Annotated in this window: 16 protein-coding genes and 1 tRNA gene; 8 read left to right on the forward strand and 9 right to left on the reverse strand. The window is 70.2% G+C overall.

Annotated features, from left to right (window positions below; translation table 11 throughout):
* Positions 1 to 29: 29 nt before the first annotated feature.
* Genes ACW5EG_RS06860 through ACW5EG_RS06870 form a run of 3 tightly spaced genes read left to right on the forward strand, consistent with a single transcriptional unit; the run spans position 30 to position 3223 of the window.
* Complete coding sequence (locus ACW5EG_RS06860) at positions 30 to 1274, forward strand: efflux RND transporter periplasmic adaptor subunit (protein WP_457021123.1); 1245 nt, start codon at positions 30 to 32, stop codon at positions 1272 to 1274.
* A gap of 4 nt (positions 1275 to 1278) precedes the next feature.
* Positions 1279 to 2478 (forward strand): ABC transporter permease, encoded by a 1200-nt coding sequence (locus ACW5EG_RS06865; protein WP_457021124.1) that lies wholly within the window; start codon positions 1279 to 1281, stop codon positions 2476 to 2478.
* Complete coding sequence (locus ACW5EG_RS06870; protein ID WP_457018022.1) at positions 2471 to 3223, forward strand: ABC transporter ATP-binding protein; 753 nt, start codon at positions 2471 to 2473, stop codon at positions 3221 to 3223. The genes ACW5EG_RS06865 and ACW5EG_RS06870 overlap by 8 nt, the downstream gene beginning before the upstream one ends.
* An 81-nt stretch (positions 3224 to 3304) precedes the next feature.
* Here ACW5EG_RS06870 and ACW5EG_RS06875 read toward each other — a convergent pair.
* The 5 genes from ACW5EG_RS06875 to ACW5EG_RS06895 all read right to left on the reverse strand — a co-directional run bounded on the left by ACW5EG_RS06875 (position 3305) and on the right by ACW5EG_RS06895 (position 6097).
* Positions 3305 to 3379: transfer RNA gene (locus ACW5EG_RS06875), tRNA-Val, on the reverse strand.
* A gap of 309 nt (positions 3380 to 3688) precedes the next feature.
* Positions 3689 to 4315, reverse strand: coding sequence for a TetR/AcrR family transcriptional regulator (locus ACW5EG_RS06880; protein ID WP_457018035.1), 627 nt, complete (start codon positions 4313 to 4315; stop codon positions 3689 to 3691).
* Positions 4316 to 4323: 8 nt separating this feature from the next.
* Complete coding sequence (locus tag ACW5EG_RS06885; protein ID WP_457021125.1) at positions 4324 to 4581, reverse strand: acyl-CoA-binding protein; 258 nt, start codon at positions 4579 to 4581, stop codon at positions 4324 to 4326.
* A gap of 91 nt (positions 4582 to 4672) precedes the next feature.
* Complete coding sequence (locus tag ACW5EG_RS06890) at positions 4673 to 5665, reverse strand: restriction endonuclease (protein WP_457021126.1); 993 nt, start codon at positions 5663 to 5665, stop codon at positions 4673 to 4675.
* 141 nt (positions 5666 to 5806) lie between these two features.
* Positions 5807 to 6097: a polyhydroxyalkanoic acid system family protein gene (locus ACW5EG_RS06895; protein WP_457018427.1), complete on the reverse strand. Its 291-nt coding sequence runs from the start codon at positions 6095 to 6097 to the stop codon at positions 5807 to 5809.
* A 93-nt stretch (positions 6098 to 6190) separates the two neighbouring features.
* On the opposite strand from ACW5EG_RS06895, the gene ACW5EG_RS06900 reads away from it, so the two are divergent.
* A complete protein-coding gene (locus ACW5EG_RS06900; protein WP_457018038.1) occupies positions 6191 to 6988 on the forward strand; it encodes an FHA domain-containing protein in 798 nt (265 codons plus the stop codon).
* 53 nt (positions 6989 to 7041) lie between these two features.
* On the opposite strand, the gene msrQ is transcribed toward ACW5EG_RS06900, so the two are convergent.
* Positions 7042 to 7689 carry a protein-methionine-sulfoxide reductase heme-binding subunit MsrQ gene (msrQ, locus tag ACW5EG_RS06905; protein ID WP_457018039.1) on the reverse strand — a complete coding sequence of 216 codons (648 nt, stop codon included), beginning with the start codon at positions 7687 to 7689 and terminating at the stop codon, positions 7042 to 7044.
* A 194-nt stretch (positions 7690 to 7883) separates the two neighbouring features.
* Positions 7884 to 8849, reverse strand: coding sequence for a protein-methionine-sulfoxide reductase catalytic subunit MsrP (gene msrP / locus ACW5EG_RS06910; protein WP_457021127.1), 966 nt, complete (start codon positions 8847 to 8849; stop codon positions 7884 to 7886).
* Between the two features lie 124 nt (positions 8850 to 8973).
* Between msrP and serC the strand changes: the two genes are divergently transcribed.
* The 3 genes from serC (at position 8974) to aroA (ending at position 12762) form a co-directional block, all read left to right on the forward strand.
* The gene (serC, locus tag ACW5EG_RS06915) at positions 8974 to 10071 is read left to right on the forward strand and encodes a phosphoserine transaminase (protein ID WP_457021128.1); all 1098 of its coding nucleotides are present in this window, start codon (positions 8974 to 8976) and stop codon (positions 10069 to 10071) included.
* Positions 10064 to 11335 carry a prephenate dehydratase gene (pheA, locus tag ACW5EG_RS06920; protein WP_457021129.1) on the forward strand — a complete coding sequence of 424 codons (1272 nt, stop codon included), beginning with the start codon at positions 10064 to 10066 and terminating at the stop codon, positions 11333 to 11335. Before serC ends, pheA begins: the two co-directional genes overlap by 8 nt.
* Before the next feature lie 107 nt (positions 11336 to 11442).
* Positions 11443 to 12762, forward strand: coding sequence for a 3-phosphoshikimate 1-carboxyvinyltransferase (aroA, locus tag ACW5EG_RS06925; RefSeq protein WP_457021130.1), 1320 nt, complete (start codon positions 11443 to 11445; stop codon positions 12760 to 12762).
* 135 nt (positions 12763 to 12897) lie between these two features.
* On the opposite strand, the gene ACW5EG_RS06930 is transcribed toward aroA, so the two are convergent.
* The gene (locus ACW5EG_RS06930; RefSeq protein WP_457021131.1) at positions 12898 to 13449 is read right to left on the reverse strand and encodes an energy transducer TonB; all 552 of its coding nucleotides are present in this window, start codon (positions 13447 to 13449) and stop codon (positions 12898 to 12900) included.
* A gap of 87 nt (positions 13450 to 13536) precedes the next feature.
* Complete coding sequence (locus ACW5EG_RS06935) at positions 13537 to 14178, reverse strand: TonB family protein (RefSeq protein ID WP_457021132.1); 642 nt, start codon at positions 14176 to 14178, stop codon at positions 13537 to 13539.
* A 122-nt stretch (positions 14179 to 14300) separates the two neighbouring features.
* Between ACW5EG_RS06935 and serS the strand changes: the two genes are divergently transcribed.
* Positions 14301 to 15581, forward strand: a complete 1281-nt coding sequence (gene serS, locus ACW5EG_RS06940) for a serine--tRNA ligase (RefSeq protein ID WP_457018046.1) — start codon at positions 14301 to 14303, stop codon at positions 15579 to 15581.
* The last annotated feature ends 16 nt before the right edge of the window (positions 15582 to 15597 follow it).

The raw sequence follows: 15597 nt of genomic DNA on the forward strand, positions 1-15597 counted from the left end.
AAGATGCGCCTTTCCCGAAAGGTGCGTACATGGCGGACGGGACCAGGCGCAGGACGTGGATGCTCGCTGGCGCGGCGGTGGTGGCCCTGCTGCTGCTCGCCTGGGCCGTGGCGCGGATGCGTGGCCCTGCGTTGCCCGGCTACGAGGTGGCCAGCGGCCCGCTGGTGCAGAACGTGGTGGCGACCGGGCGCATTGCGGCGCTGTCGCGCGTCCAGGTGGGCGCGGAAATCGCCGGGCTGGTGCTGGAACGACGGGTGATGGAAGGCGATCGTGTTGCGCCCGGCGACGTCTTGGTGCTCCTGCGCGCGCGCGACCTGGAAGCGCGTCGCGACGAGGCGCGCGCGGCGCTGGCCACCCTGCGCGAAGCAGAGCGTCCCGACGCGGAGGCGCGACTGCGCCAGGCGCGCGCCGACCTGGCCCAGGCCGAGCGCGACCTCGCCCGCCGGCGTGAGCTGGGCAGGCGGCAGTTGGTCTCGCGCGAAGACGTCGAACAGGCCGCGCAGGGCGTGGTGGCCGCGCGCGCAGCGGCCGACCAGGCGCAGGTGGCGCTGTCGGCGCTGGCTGGCGGCGCGCGCGAGGCGCAGGCACGAGAACGCCTGGCCGCAACCGAGGCCGACCTGGCGCGCGCCGAGATCCGCGCCACCGTCGCCGGCACCGTGCTGATCCGCAACGTGGAGCCGGGCGATACGGTCAATCCCGGCGACGTGCTGCTCGAGATCGCGCGCGATGCGCCCGGCGAGGTGCTGCTGGCACTGGACGAGAAGAACCTCGACCGGATTGCGGTCGGCCAGTCGGCCACCTGCATCGCCGATGCCTTCCCCGGCCGGCCCTTCGCCGCCATCGTGCACCACATCGCGCCGGGCGTGGATCCTACGCGCGGCACCATCGACGTACGCCTGCGCATCGACCCGGCGGCTGACTACGTGCGCCAGGACATGACCGTGACCGCGACCATCCTCACCGGCCGCAGCGATCGCGCGCTGGCCGTGCCCAACGACGCGCTGCTCGATGCCCGGGCCGGATCCGGGCAGGCCAGCGTCCTGCGCGTGCGCGATGGCCGCGTGCAGCGCAGTCTGGTGCAGCTGGGCCTGCGTGGGCTTGCGATGAGCGAGGTGCTCGAAGGCCTGGAAGCGGGCGACCAGGTGGTCGCCGCGGGCGCCCTCGGGCCGGAAGAGCTGCCCGAAGACGGCGACCGCGTCCGCATCGAGGGCCAGCCCGCCCCCGAGGCCGGTGACGACAGCCGCCGCGGCGAGCTGCCGGCCCAGTTCGACTGACGCCATGTGGATCGAGTCCACCATCGCCATGCGCTTCCTGCGCCATGGCCGTGCGCAGACGATGCTGATCCTGTTCGGGATCGCCGTCGGCGTGGCGGTGATCGTGTTCGTCACCGCGCTGATCGCCGGCCTGCAGGACAACATCATCGACCGCACGCTCGGGACCCAGGCGCACCTGCGCGTGGAGGCGCCGCGCGAGGCCAACCTGGTCGCGCCCGCGCCGGACGGGAGCCTGCAACTGGTGCTGGAGGATCCGCGCCCGCAATCGCTGCGACCGATCGACAACTGGCTGCAGGTGCGCGATGTGCTGGACCGGCTGCCCGGCGTCACCGCGGTGTCGCCGCTGGTGTCGGGCCCGGCCTTCGGCCGCCGCGGCGCGGCGGTGGAGTCGGTGGCGCTGGTGGGCGTCGACCTGCCGCGCTACCTGCAGGTGATCCCGCTCGACGAGAACATGGTCGAGGGGCGTCTCGAGGTGGGGTCGGGCAATGCCGTGGTCGGCCGCCAGCTCGCCGAGGACCTTGGCCTGCGCCTGGGCGGCAAGCTGCGGCTCGAGGCCGGTGACGGTCGCGACGCCGTGGTCAACGTGGCCGGCATCTTCGAGCTGGGCGTGCGCGAGCTCGACGCGCGCTACGTCTATGTCGACCTCAAGCAGGCGCAGTCGCTGCTGGCGCTGCCCGGCGGGGTGACGGTGATCGACGTGACCGTGCAGGACCTGTTCGCCGCCGACCGGGTGGCCGCGCGCGTGCGCGGACTCACCGGGCTGCAGGCCGAGAGCTGGATGGAAAGCAATGCCCAGCTGATGAACGCGCTGAGCTCGCAGAGCCTGTCCACCCGCATGATCAGCTTGTTCGTGGCGATCTCGGTCGCGCTGGGCATCGCCAGCGTGCTGGCGGTCAGCGTGGCCCAGCGCACGCGCGAGATCGGCATCCTGCGCGCCATGGGCACGCGTCGCGCGCAGATGCTGCGCGTGTTCCTGGTGCAGGGCGCGGTGCTGGGGCTGGCGGGTTCGGCGATCGGCGCGCTGTCCGGGCTGGGACTGGTGGCGGTATTCAACAACTTCGGCCCCAAGCTGTTCTTCATCCCGCTGCCGCCCGCGCTGGTGCCGGCGGCTATGGGTCTGGCCACCGTTGCCGGCATGGCGGCCGCCTACGTGCCGGCCTCCCGCGCCTCGCGCATGGACCCGGTGGAGGCGATCCGTGGTTGAGCCGCGCGAAGTGCTGCGCCTGGAAGGCCTGCGCAAGTCCTACAACATCGGCCAGCCCAACGAGGTGGAGGTGCTGCACGGCGTCGACCTGCGCGTGGACAGCGCGGACTTCGCCGCGCTGGTCGGGCCGTCCGGATCCGGCAAGAGCACCTTGCTCAACCTGATCGGCCTGCTCGACTCGCCGACCGGAGGCGAACTCCACCTGCTCGGCGAGCCCACCCGCGAGATGGACGATGAAGCCCGCACCGAGCTGCGCGGGCGCCGCATCGGCTTCGTGTTCCAGTTCCACCACCTGATCAACGCGTTCACCGCGCTGGAGAACGTGCTGATGCCGTGGATGGTCGCCAATGGCCGGCCGGACCGCGGGATCACCGACACCGCCCGCGGCCTGTTGGCCGCGGTGGGGCTGGAAAAGTTCGTCGACCGCAGGCCCGACCAGCTCTCCGGCGGCCAACAGCAGCGCGTGGCGATTGCGCGTGCGCTGGTCACCAGGCCGGCCCTGCTGCTGGCGGACGAACCGACCGGAAACCTCGACACGAAGACGGCGGCGGAGGTGTTCGAACTGCTGCGCCGCTTCAACCAACAGTTCGGATGCGCGGTGCTGGTGGTGACGCACGACCCGCGCCTGTCGGAAACCTGCGACCGCACGGTCAACCTGGTGGACGGCTGCATCGTGTCGGACGAGCGGCGTGAAAAAGCCGGGACCGCGCGAGGACAGTTGGGGCCTTCAGGACAGTCCGGCTGAGGCCGCCCGGTGGCATTGCCTGCACCCAGAAACAGAAAACCCGGCGCAGGGCCGGGTTTCGTGCAAGGGTCTGGCCTTGTGTGGTGGGCGGTGCAGGGTTCGAACCTGCGACCCTCGCCGTGTGAAGGCGATGCTCTACCGCTGAGCTAACCGCCCGGTCCTGTATCGCCAGCGTGTGGCGATCGCGCCGTCACGGTTCCCGCGAGCGGGAATTGGTGACGGTGAAACGGGACGCGAAGTCTACGGGGAGCGGAGGGGGTGGGGCAAGCCTTGCAAAAGGGGCGGGCCTGCGGGCCACGCGGGAAAGCGTGGCCGTGGGTCGCGGAAACGCGTGGGAGGCAGGCTGCCTGAGCGTGCGTGCAGGGGCCGGCCCGAGCGCCTTGTCGGCATGGCTCGGCATGCGTCGAGAGGCTGGCGCATGTGGCGCCACCCCGGCGAAGCCGCCCGACTGCGGTGTTGCGCCCGTCAATCCGTGTAGGCGCGGATCAGCTGGTCCAGCTGCACGCGCTCGGCGTCGCGCAGGAAGGGGGAGAGCAGCATCATCACCTGCACGATCCCGTCGCGGATCGCAGCGCGTTCGTCGCCATCGCCGCGGATGGCGGCGTAGTTGAGCCAGAACGTGGCCAGCACCAGCAGGTTGGTCGCGGCGGCGTCGATTTCCGCAGGCGACGCGCGGATGACGCCGGCCTGCAACAGGCCCTGCATCACCGTGCGTGCGCGGTCGTCGGCGCGCTTGAGGATGCGCGCGAAACGTGTCCGCAGGCGCCGGCTGCGGCTGAGGATCTCCAGCAGGTCGCGGTAGAGGAAGCGGTACTCCCAGATGCATTCGAACACCTGGTGCAGCTGCAGCCAGATGTCCTCGAGCCCGGGCAGGCGACCGTCGGGCGGGGTGAGCACCTCGTCCATGCGCGCCTCGTAGCGCGTGAACAGCTGCTCGATGATGTCGTCCTTGTTGCGGAAGTGGTAGTACAGGTTGCCGGGGCTGATCTCCAGCTCGTCGGCAACGTGGTTGGTGGTGACGGTCGGCTCGCCCTGCGTGTTGAACATCACCAGCGCGCAATCGAGGATGCGCTGTCGCGTGTCGCGGGCCATCGGCGCGCTCAGCCCTTCAGGCTGGCGACGAGGTCGACGTATTGCTGCTGCGCGAGTTCGCGGGGGGTGCCCTTGAGTCTGCTCCAGGCCTCGAACTTGGCCGTACCGACGAAGTCGAAGAAGCCGGGTTTCTCGCCGGTGATGTCGCCTGCCGAACCCTGCTTGTAGAGCGCGTACAGGCGCAGCAGGGTCTCGTTGTCGGGCCGCTCCGGCAGCGACTGGACGTCCTTGGCCGCCTGCTCGAACGTCAACCTGCCGCTGGCCATCCCGCCCTTCCGAACTCAACCGGCCGCCATGACACCATGCAGCCCCGGGGTGGTCAACACGCCCTCCGCGCGCGCTGCAGCGTCGCCTTCATCAGTACGACCGACACTGCCGGAACCGCACCGTCGCGGTGCTGCCCGGCGGCGGGGTGAGCTGGATACGCGACGCCGCGAGATCGTCGTAGCGTTCGACCAGCGGGCAGATGCGGCCGAAGGGGTCGTCCTGGATGGTCGAGAGGAAGACTTCCAGAGTCGATTCGGTGGACCAGGCCGCGCGGTCCACGTCGGCCAGCGTGGACACCTCGGCGGCAACTTCGGCGCGCTGCTGTTCGATGTCGAGCGGTGCTGCCGGTGGCGCGGGGACGGCGGCCTGTGGCGCTGCGGACGGTTGCAGCGCGGTCGTCGGTGCGGTTGCCGGTGCGGGCAATGGTGCAGGCGAAGGCGTGGAGACCGGCTCGGCCGCGGAGACCGGCGGCGGGGATCGTGTTTGCGAGGGCGCAGCGATGGACGCGGGCAGGGCCAGCCAGATCGCCACGCCCGCGAGCAGCGCCGCCAGCCACGACAGCAGCACGCGCTGGCGCGCCGCCTGCGCGGCCTGCGCGCGGATGCCGGCCAGCTGTTCCACCGGCAGGAATTCGCGCAGCTGCGGCCACAGCGCGGGGCCGTCCAGCAGTTCGATGCGCTGCAGTGCCGCGACCGGGCGCGCGTCGTCGGTGATGCGTCCCTGGGTGAGCAGGAAGCCGCCCGCCGCGCCCTTCATGTCCATTGCGCGCGCAAGCTCGTTGACGGTCAGCCGGCCCAGCACGAAGGCGCTGCCGTGCTTGCACGAGAGCAGCCAGTGCTCGCCCTTGCGCTCGAGCATGTACTCGGTATCGCCGGCAGGATTGTCCTCGTCCACCAGGCGGCTGAACCCGCGCCGCGACAGCGCGTCGAGCACCATGTGGATGAAGGCCCGCCAGGACACCCCCGACAGTGCCTTGATGCCCGCCCGGGTCTCGTCGCGTCGCAGCTGCACCGTGCGGAAATACAGCGTGGCCACGCCACCGATCAGCAGCACGACGCCGATCGCGATCAGCCAGTTGGACATCGGTTACCAGGAGTCAGGGGGACAGCAAAGGATAGCGGAATCGACCGCGCAGGCAGATTCCGGCGCAGCTGCGGGCCGCTGGACGCCGAGCCGGATGCGTTCAGTTTCGAAGGCTGACCGGGTGCGCCGCGCAGGCAGCCTTCAGCTGTCGATGCCGCCCTGGAATCGTTCCGACAGCACCCGCCGAATTTCCGCCTCGATCGGGCCCTTCATCGCGGACAGCAGGAACCCCAGGGAGGCGGTCACGTGCAGCGTGTTCGGCTGCAGCGCAATGCGGCCGTCCACGCCGGAGCGGGCGAAGCGCATGACGTCGTCCTGCCAGCTGTAGTCGACGCCGAAGCGCTCGGACAGGCTGCGTGCCACCTGTTCGACGGCTGCGCGGGCCTGGTCCATCGGCAGGGAATGGGCGTGGTGGATATCGATGCCTGACATGGCGGCGCCTTGGCGGGGAGGGTCGACATTCTGCGACGGACTGGTGCGTCCGGCCAAGCTCGGCGAGATGGCTGCGTGCTAGATTGCCGCGCCATGGAACCCGTCAGATTGCGAATCGCCGGCCAGCCGCGCGACGACCGTCCGCTGTCCGTTGGCATGCACGGCATCGGCCGCACCGGAGCCGGCCGTATCGAAGTGGTCGAGGGCGGCGGCGAGTTCCCGCTGCGGCTGTGCGTGGACCGCCGCGGGGTGTGGCTGAACGTGGAGGAGGGCGCCCCCGGCGTCCACGTGAACGGCCGCCAGGTCCAGCGCATGGCGATGCTGCGCGCCGGCGATGCGATCTACGTCGATGGGGTCGAGCTGCGCCTGCTGTCGGCGCAGCCGGCGCAACTGCCGCGCGCCACCGACGAGGCCGGGCCGCCCGACGAGATGCCGAACCTGCGCGTTGTCCTGCGCGGTGTCGGTGGCCGCTTCCACGGCCGCTGCTTCACCCTGGAGCGGCCACGCCTGGTCGGCCGTCATTCCGATGCCGACATCCGCATCGACGATCCCGCCTTCGCCGATCGCCACGCGAGGCTGGAGCTGGTGGGCGAGCAGGTGGTGCTGCGCGACCTGGGTTCGGCCGAGGGCAGTCTGGTCAACGGTGAGCCGGTGCGCGATGCGCTGCTCGAATCCGGCGACCAGATCGTGTTCGACGGCCACCACCGCTTCGTGGTCGAAGCGCCGAGGCGGCGGCCGCGGACGGCCGCGGAAGACGCGGCGGCTGGGGTGGACACGCCGCTCGCAACGCCACCCGCCACCGGGCGGGCCATGCGCCTGCCGTGGCTGCTGCTCGCCGCCCTGGGCATGGCGGCACTGCTGGCGGCGCTGCTGCTGTTCGGCCCGGGCTGAAGCACTCCACCGCCGGCACGTGCCGGCCCGCGATCCCGGACGCAGCCATCGGGCTATCCGCGCGCGGCTTGTGAAGCCAGCGGGGCGGTCCGGCGCGACAGCCGTTTCCACAGGCGCCAGCCAAGCAGGCTGGCGAGGATCGCCGCGTACAGCAGCGGCTCGCGGTAGTCCGATTTCACGATCCACCAGAAATGCAGCACCGCCAGCGCTGCCACCGCATAGACCACGCGGTGCAACCGGCCCCAGTTGCGGCCCAGCCGCCGCATCCAGCCTCGGGTCGAGGTCACCGCCAGCGGCACCAGCAGCAGCCAGGCGGCAAAGCCCACGGTGATGTAGGGGCGCTTGACGATCTCCTCGAACACCAGCGCCCACCAGCCGCGCAGGTCGAGCGCGAGGTAGGCGGACAGGTGCAGACTGGCGTAGGCGAACGCGTACAGGCCGAGCATGCGCCGGAAGCGCATCAGCACGACCTGTCCGCTGAGCTGGCGCAAAGGCGTGACAGCGAGCGTGAGCAGCAGCAGGCGCAGCGCCCACAGCCCCAGCTCGTGCTCGATCGCGGCCACCGGATCGGGGCCGAGCGCGTCGATGTCAGCCTCGCTCCACACCTGCCACACGCGCCACGCCAGCAGCGTCAGCGGCGTCAGCGCCAGGGCGTGGACGCCGGCCTTGGCCAGCACGAGCGGACGGGAAGCCTGCGCCATGTGTGTCGATGTCCCTGGTGAGTTCTTGAAGCGCTCTGATTGTCATTCCGAGCGAAGCGAGGAATCACGAGCGGACACCGGATCTCTCGCTGCGCTCGAGATGACAGCCGGGTCGCGGAGCGTTCAGGCGTGACGCTCGACGCCGGATGCCGGTCTCGCGCGCAAACCGGCCGCTCGGTTCGGCGGCGCCGGCTTCAATACCACTGCTTCAGATCCATCCCCGAATACAGCGCCGCCACCTGGTCGCCATAGCCGTTGAACATCCGCGTCGCGATGCGGTCGGCGAACAGTCGATTGCCGGTGCCTGCGATGCGGCGCTCGGTTTTCTGGCTCCAGCGCGGATGGTCGACGCCGGGATTGACGTTGCTGTAGAAGCCATACTCGCTGGGCTGCAGCCGGTTCCATGCGGTCGGCGGCATGCGCTCGGTGAATCGAATCTCCACGATCGACTTGATGCTCTTGAAGCCGTACTTCCACGGCACCACCAGGCGCAGCGGCGCGCCGTTCTGCTGCGGCAGCGGCTTGCCGTACAGGCCGGTGGCCAGGAACGCGAGCGGGTGCAGGGCCTCGTCGATGCGCAGGCCTTCGCGATACGGCCAGTCGATCGCGCGGAAGCGCAGGCCGGGCATCTGCACGGGGTCGGCGAGCGTGGTGAAGGCGACGTACTTCGCCTTCGATGTGGGTTGGAACTTCTTCAGCACATCGGCCAGCGGCACGCCCAACCAGGGGATCACCATCGACCAGCCCTCCACGCAGCGCAGCCGGTAGATCCGTTCCTCCGGCGTGATGCCCTTGAGCAGGTCTTCGAACGACAGGTTGCCGGGCTTCGCGCATTCGCCCGACACGGCGACGTTCCAGGGCGAGGTGCGCAGCGTCTTCTTCGCGCGCGAAGGATCGGCCTTGTCGGTGCCGAACTCGTAGAAGTTGTTGTAGCCGGTGATGTCCTCGTAACGCGTCTGCGCTTCATCGGTACGGAAACCCGAGCGCGCCTGCGCAGGCGTGACCACTGCAGTCGATGGCGGCGCTTCGGCTTCGGCGCATCCGGCCAGCGGCAACAGCGAAGCGCCGGCGAAGGCTCCAAGCAGCCGTCGGCGTGCGCGATACACGGTTTCATCGGTAACGTCAGATGCGGGAATTGCCAGCACGCTGCGCAGCGACATAGTGGTTTCCTCTGGAAGCGTGGCTTGGACGCCGCGAGGCGCGAAAAGTTGCGCACGGGCGGCAGGAATCGCTGTTGCGCTGCGGCATACTAGGGCCCTTCGTCCTACCGACACGTGAAGCACGATGGCACGCGCATACAACTTCAGTCCCGGCCCGGCCGCATTGCCCGAAACCGTCCTGCGCCAGGCGCAGGCGGACATGCTCGAGTGGGGCGACACCGGTGCATCGGTCGTCGAGATCAGCCATCGCGGCCCGGAGTTCCTGGCGGTCGCGCGACAGGCCGAAGCCGACCTGCGCGAGCTGATTGCCATTCCGGACGACTACGCGGTGCTGTTCCCGGCCGGTGGTGCGACCACGCAGCAGGCACTGATCGCGCTCAACTTCGCCGATGCCGGCCAGCGCGTCGATTACGTGGTGAGCGGGCACTGGGGCCGCACCGCGCTCAAGCAACTGGCGGCAGTCGACGTCAACATCGCCGCGAGCGGCGAGGACGACGGCTTCCGCACGATTCCCGCGCGCGAAAGCTGGAAGCTGTCGGACGATGCCGCCTACGTGCACCTCACCGCCAACGAAACCATCCACGGCGTCGAGTTCCGCCCAGCCTGGGGACAGGTGCCGCCCGACACCGGCAAGGTGCCGCTGTTCGCCGACTTCAGCTCGAGCATCGCCTCGGAGCCGATAGACGTGTCGAAGTACGGCCTGATCTACGCTGGCGCGCAGAAGAATCTCGGCCCGGTCGGGATCAGCGTGGTGATCGTGCGCCGCGACCTGCTCGAGCGCGCCGGCCAGCCGCGCGCGCAGATCTTCGACTACAGTTCGCAGCTGAAGAGCGAGTCGATGCTCAACACCCCGCCGACATGGAACTGGTACCTGCTGGGCCTGACCGTGCGCTGGATGCTGGACGAAGGCGGCACCGCGGAGTTCAACCGCCGCAGCGATGCCAAGGCAGGATCGCTCTACGGGGCGATCGACGGTTCCGGCGGCTTCTATCGCAACGAGGTCGACGCCAGCGTGCGCTCGCGCATGAATGTGCCGTTCTTCCTGCCCGATGCCGCGCTCGATGGCGTGTTCCTCGATGGCGCGCGCGAGGCCGGCCTGATCGGTCTCAAGGGCCACCGCGTGCTCGGCGGCATGCGTGCCTCGCTCTACAACGCGATGCCGGTCGAAGGCGTGCAGGCACTGGTCGACTACATGCGCGAATTCCAGAACCGTCATGGCTGAGCGCAGCACGCGCGCCCGGGCGAAATCCGCGGCAACCAAGAACAAGCCGAAGGGCGCTGCAAAAGACGCGACGCCCAAGGCTGCAAGCCGCAAGCCTGCGGCGATCAGTGCAGCGCCGTCGCGCACGCCGGCCCCGGCTTCGGCGCGCGCATCGGCGCGCAGCCGCGGCGAGCTTGCCGGGCAGGCCACGCCGGATCTGTCGGCGGTGCGTGTACAGATCGACAGCATCGACCGGGAAATCCAGGCGCTGATCGCCGAGCGCGCGCTGTGGGCGCACCAGGTCGGCAAGGCCAAGGGCAAACTGGCCGCGGCGATCGACTACTACCGTCCCGAGCGCGAGGCGCAGGTGCTGCGGCGCGTGGTCGACCGCAACGACGGACCGCTCAGCGACGAAGTGCTGGTGCGGGTGTTCCGCGAGATCATGTCGGCCTGCCTGGCCCAGCAGGAGCCGCTGAAGATCGGCTACCTCGGCCCCGAGGGCACGTTCTCGCAGCAGGCGGTGCACAAGCACTTCGGCCATTCGGCCAAGGGCCTGCCGCTGGTGAGCATCGAGGAGGTGTTCGACGAGGTCGCCGCGGGCAACGCCGATTTCGGCGTGGTGCCGGTGGAGAACTCGGGCCAGGGCACGATCCAGTCCACGCTCGACATGTTCCTGACCTCGCCGCTGAAGATATGCGGCGAGGTCGAGCTGCGCGTGCACCAGTACCTGCTCTCGCGCACCGGCCACATCGAGGACATCGAGCGCGTGTACTCGCACGGCATGTCGCTGGCGCAGTGCAAGAACTGGCTGCGCCAGAACCTGCCGGACACGCACAAGGAAGCGGTGTCGAGCAACGCCGAGGCGGTGCGGCGCGCCAAGCTGTCCGACGACGCGGCGGCGATCGCCGGCGAGAACGCCGCGCACGTGTACGGCATGAAAGTGGTGGCCGGCCCGATCGAGGACCGCAGCGACAACACCACGCGCTTCCTGGTGATCGGACGTGCGCTGTTCCCGCCGTCGGGCAACGACCGCACCTCGCTGATGGTCTCGATCCGCGACCAGCCCGGCGCGCTGTATCGGATCCTGGAGCCGCTGGCCCGCGCCAACATCAGCATGAACCGGATCGAGTCGCGGCCGGCACACGGCGCGGTCTGGCAGTACGCCTTCTTCATCGACGTGCAGGGACACGTGGACGAGTCGCCGTTGAAGGACGCGCTCGCCGAGATCGACGATTTCGCCGGCGACGTGCGCGTGCTCGGCTCTTATCCGGTCGCGGTGCCGTGACCACGCGCGGCCCTTGCGCCGGCTCGCCGGCGACGGGCCGCCATGCGCGCGCGTCGGCGCGAGGCGCGCACGCACACACCAATGATTGACCTGCACGGGGAGATGCAATGAGCAGCGGCACGGATATGGACTGGATCGCATCGAAGGGCGCGCCGCTGCACGGCGAGCTGGCGGTGCCGGGCGACAAGTCGGTCTCGCACCGCGCGATCATGCTGGCCTCGCTCGCCGACGGCACCTCGCGCATCGACGGCTTCCTCGAAGGCGAGGACGCACGCGCCACCGAGACGATCTTCCGCCGCATGGGCGTGCGCATCGAGACGCCGCAGGCCGGCAGCCGCATCGTGCACGGCGTGGGCATCGACGGCCTGCGCGCACCCGACGGGCCGCTCGACTGCGGCAACGCCGGCACCGGCATGCGCCTGCTGGCGGGCCTGCTGGCCGGGCAGTCCTTCGACACCACACTGGTGGGCGATGCCTCGCTGTCGAAGCGGCCGATGCGCCGCGTCACCGTGCCGCTGGCGCGCATGGGCGCGCGCATCGATACCGGCGAGGGCGGCGTGCCGCCGCTGCGCATCCACGGCGGCAGCGCGCTGCAGGGCATCGACATCGAGACCGAGGTGGCAAGCGCGCAGGTCAAGTCCGCGCTGCTGCTGGCCGGGCTGTACGCGCAAGGCACGACCACCGTGCGCGAGCCGCACCCGACCCGCGACTACACCGAGCGCATGCTGCAGGCGCTGGGCTGGCCGATCGAGTTCTCGCCGGGCTTCGCCAGCGTGCAGGGTGGCCATCGCCTGCAGGCGCGCGACATCGTGGTGCCCGCTGATTTCTCTTCCGCCGCATTCTTCATCGTCGCCGCCAGCCTGGTGCCGGGTTCGGAACTGCGGCTGCAGCGCGTTGGCGTCAATCCACGCCGCACCGGCCTGCTGCACGTGCTGCGCCTGATGGGCGCAGACATCGTCGAGCATCCCGCGGGCGAACAGGGCGGCGAACCGGTGAGCGACCTGGTAGTGCGCCACGCGCCGCTGCGCGGGATCGAAGTGCCCGAAGCGCATGTCGCCGACATGATCGACGAGTTCCCGGTGCTGTTCGTGGCTGCCGCCTGCGCGCAGGGCGATACCGTGGTGCGCGGCGCGGCCGAACTGCGGGTCAAGGAGTCCGATCGCATCGCCACGATGGCGACGGGGCTGCGCTCGCTCGGCGTGCAGGTCGAAGAATCGCCAGATGGCGCGATCATCCGCGGCGGCAGCCGCCTCGGCGGCGGCAGCGTCCAGGCCCATGGCGACCATCGCATCGCCATGTCCTTCGCCGTCGCCGCGCAGCTGGCGCAGGGCGAGGTGCGCATCGGGGACGTGGCCAACGTGGCGACCTCGTTCCCCGGGTTCGAAGCGCTGGCCACTGGTGCGGGATTCGGCCTGCGCCCGGCCTGAGCTGTAGGAGCGGCTTCAGCCGCGATCGATGCTGGCGTGGCGCGATGCCCCGCCACGCTGGCATGGGGCTGATGCATCGATCGCGGCTGAAGCCGCTCCTACAGACGCTTCGGAAGACCCGGCGCCTGGCGCGCGCTACGGCGTGTCGATGGTGAAATCGACCGGCACCTGGACCACCGAGGCGACCGTCTTGCCATTGCGCATGGCCGGCTGGAAGGTCCAGTCGCGCACGGCACGCTGCGCGGCCCGATCCAGCTCGCGCGAACGGCTGCGCTCGGCCACCTGCACGTCGGTGGGCTTTCCGTCCGCCCCCACGTCCACGCGCAGCACGACGGTGCCCTGTTCGCCGGCGCGCAGTGCGGCAGCCGGGTATTCCGGCTGCGGCTGGTCGATCGGCGCGGCGACACGGTCGGCCGGGGTGGCCGGTCGGGCACGTTCGGGTGCCGGCCGCTCGCGCGTGACCGGCGGGGCCGAAACCGGTGACTCCGAGGGCAGCGGCGTGGTCTCGCCAATCGGCGGGGTGCTGTCCAGTGGCGCGTTGCCGCGGCTGATGAAGTACCACGCTGCCAGGATGAGCGCGAGCAGCAGCAGGATCCAGGGCAGCGGGCTGCGGCGGCGCGCCTGTGCGGCGGCGTCCGGTGGCGGTGGCGGTGGCGGGCCAGGGGGTTCGCGCGTCGGGTCGGACATGGCCGGGGATTCCTGTCGGGTGGCCCTGGCAAAGTTCCACGCGGCGCGTGCAGGCAGCGTCGCAGCGGCGTCAACGGCGGGTGAGGCTCAGCGCGGTGCGTCGAAGCGGATGGTCTGCTGGACCGTGCCAGGCACCGCCACACCATCGCGCAGTGCCGGCTCGAAGCGCCAGCGCCGGACGGCTTGCACCGCTGCGCGGTCGAGCGCACGGTTGCGGCTGCCGCTCACCACGCTGACCTCGCCGGCGCGCCCGTCGGCGCGAACCTCGATGCGCAGCACCACGTCGCCCGAAGCGCCGGCCCGCAGTGCGGCCGAGGGGTAGTCCGGCGGAGGCGCGGAGACCGCCCGGGGCTCGCGCGATCCCATGGCAGCTGCCGGCGCCTGGGTCGTTTGCGCGGCAGAGTCCGGGGCGACGGTGGCGGGAGCACCGTGCTGGTCGATCCGCGGCGCGTCAGCAGGTGCTGGCGCATTGGTGTCCATGCCACTTGCCGTGCTTTCACCGGCCGGCAGCGGCGCCGGCAGGGGATCGAAGACCTGGGTCGGCGCGCCGGGCATGATCTCACCCGTCGCGCGGTAGAACTCGAACTCGTCGCGCTTGTTCGACAGCACCAGCGCGAACAGCAGCAGCCCGGCCAGGACCGCGCCGCCGACCAGCCACCATGCGCGGCCCGAGGGCAGGAATCGGGCGATGCCACGGGATGCGGGAGCAGGGGCTGGAGGCGTCGACATGCGTGGGGAAAGGCCTGTGTTTGGCCCGATTCTGGCACAGCCTGCCGATCGCGCCGAACGCGGCGGGGCAGCGCGCGGGCATCTCGGCGATAATCGCGCTTTCCCGCACTGCCTCTCCCGCCATGCTCGATCCGACCCTGCTCCGCCAGCATCTAGCCGATACCGCCGCCCGACTGCTGCACACGCGCGGCTTTGAAATTCCGGTCGAGCGGCTGCAGGCGCTGGAAGACGAGCGCAAGCAGATCCAGGTACGCACGCAGGAGCTGCAGAACCTGCGCAATACGCGCAGCAAGGCCATCGGCCAGGCGAAGGCCAAGGGCGAAGACGTGGCGCCGCTGCTGGCCGAGGTAGCCGGGATGGGCGACGAGTTGAAGACGAGCGAAGCGCGCCTGGATGTGATCCGCGCGGAACTCGAGTCGGTCGCGCTGGGCGTTCCGAACCTGCCCGATCCGTCGGTGCCGGTCGGCGCCGACGAAACGCAGAACGCCGAGCAGCACCGCTGGGGCACGCCGCGCGCGTTCGACTTCGAGGTCAAGGACCATGTCGAACTCGGCGCACGCAACGGCTGGCTGGATGGCGACACGGCGGCGAAACTCTCCGGCGCACGCTTCACGGTGCTGCGCGGCCAACTGGCGCGGCTGCACCGCGCGCTCGCGCAGTTCATGCTCGACGTGCACACCGGCGAACACGGCTACGAGGAGACCAACGTCCCGGTCATCGTCAACGCCGAAAGCCTGCTGGGCACCGGGCAGCTGCCCAAGTTCGAGGAGGACATGTTCGCCACCGAGCTGGGCGAGCACCGCCGCTACCTGGTGTCGACGGCGGAGATCCCGCTCACCAACACCGTGCGCGACGAGATCCTCGATCCCGCGCGGCTGCCGCTGCGCATGACCGCACATTCGCTGTGCTTCCGCTCCGAGGCCGGCAGCGGCGGTCGCGACGTGCGTGGCATGATCCGCCAGCACCAGTTCGAGAAGGTCGAGCTGGTGTCGATCACGCGCCCGGAAGACAGCGACGCCGAACTCGAGCGCATGACCCGCAGCGCCGAGACCGTACTCGAGCGCCTCGGCCTGCCGTACCGGCGCATGCTGCTGTGCTCCGGTGACATGGGCTTTGCCGCGCGCAAGACCTACGACCTGGAGGTGTGGCTGCCTTCGCAGCAGACCTACCGCGAGATCTCCTCGTGTTCGAACTGCGGCGATTTCCAGGCCAGGCGCATGCAGACGCGCTGGCGCAACCCCGACAGCGGCAAGCCCGAGCCGGTGCATACCCTCAATGGCTCCGGCACGGCGGTCGGCCGCGCCCTGATCGCGGTGATGGAGAATTTCCAGCAGGCCGACGGCTCCATCACCGTGCCGGACGTGCTGCGGCCCTACATGGGTGGCGCAGATCGCATCGCCTGAGCTGCACCGGTTTTCG

The organism is Luteimonas sp. A611, from assembly GCF_054072715.1.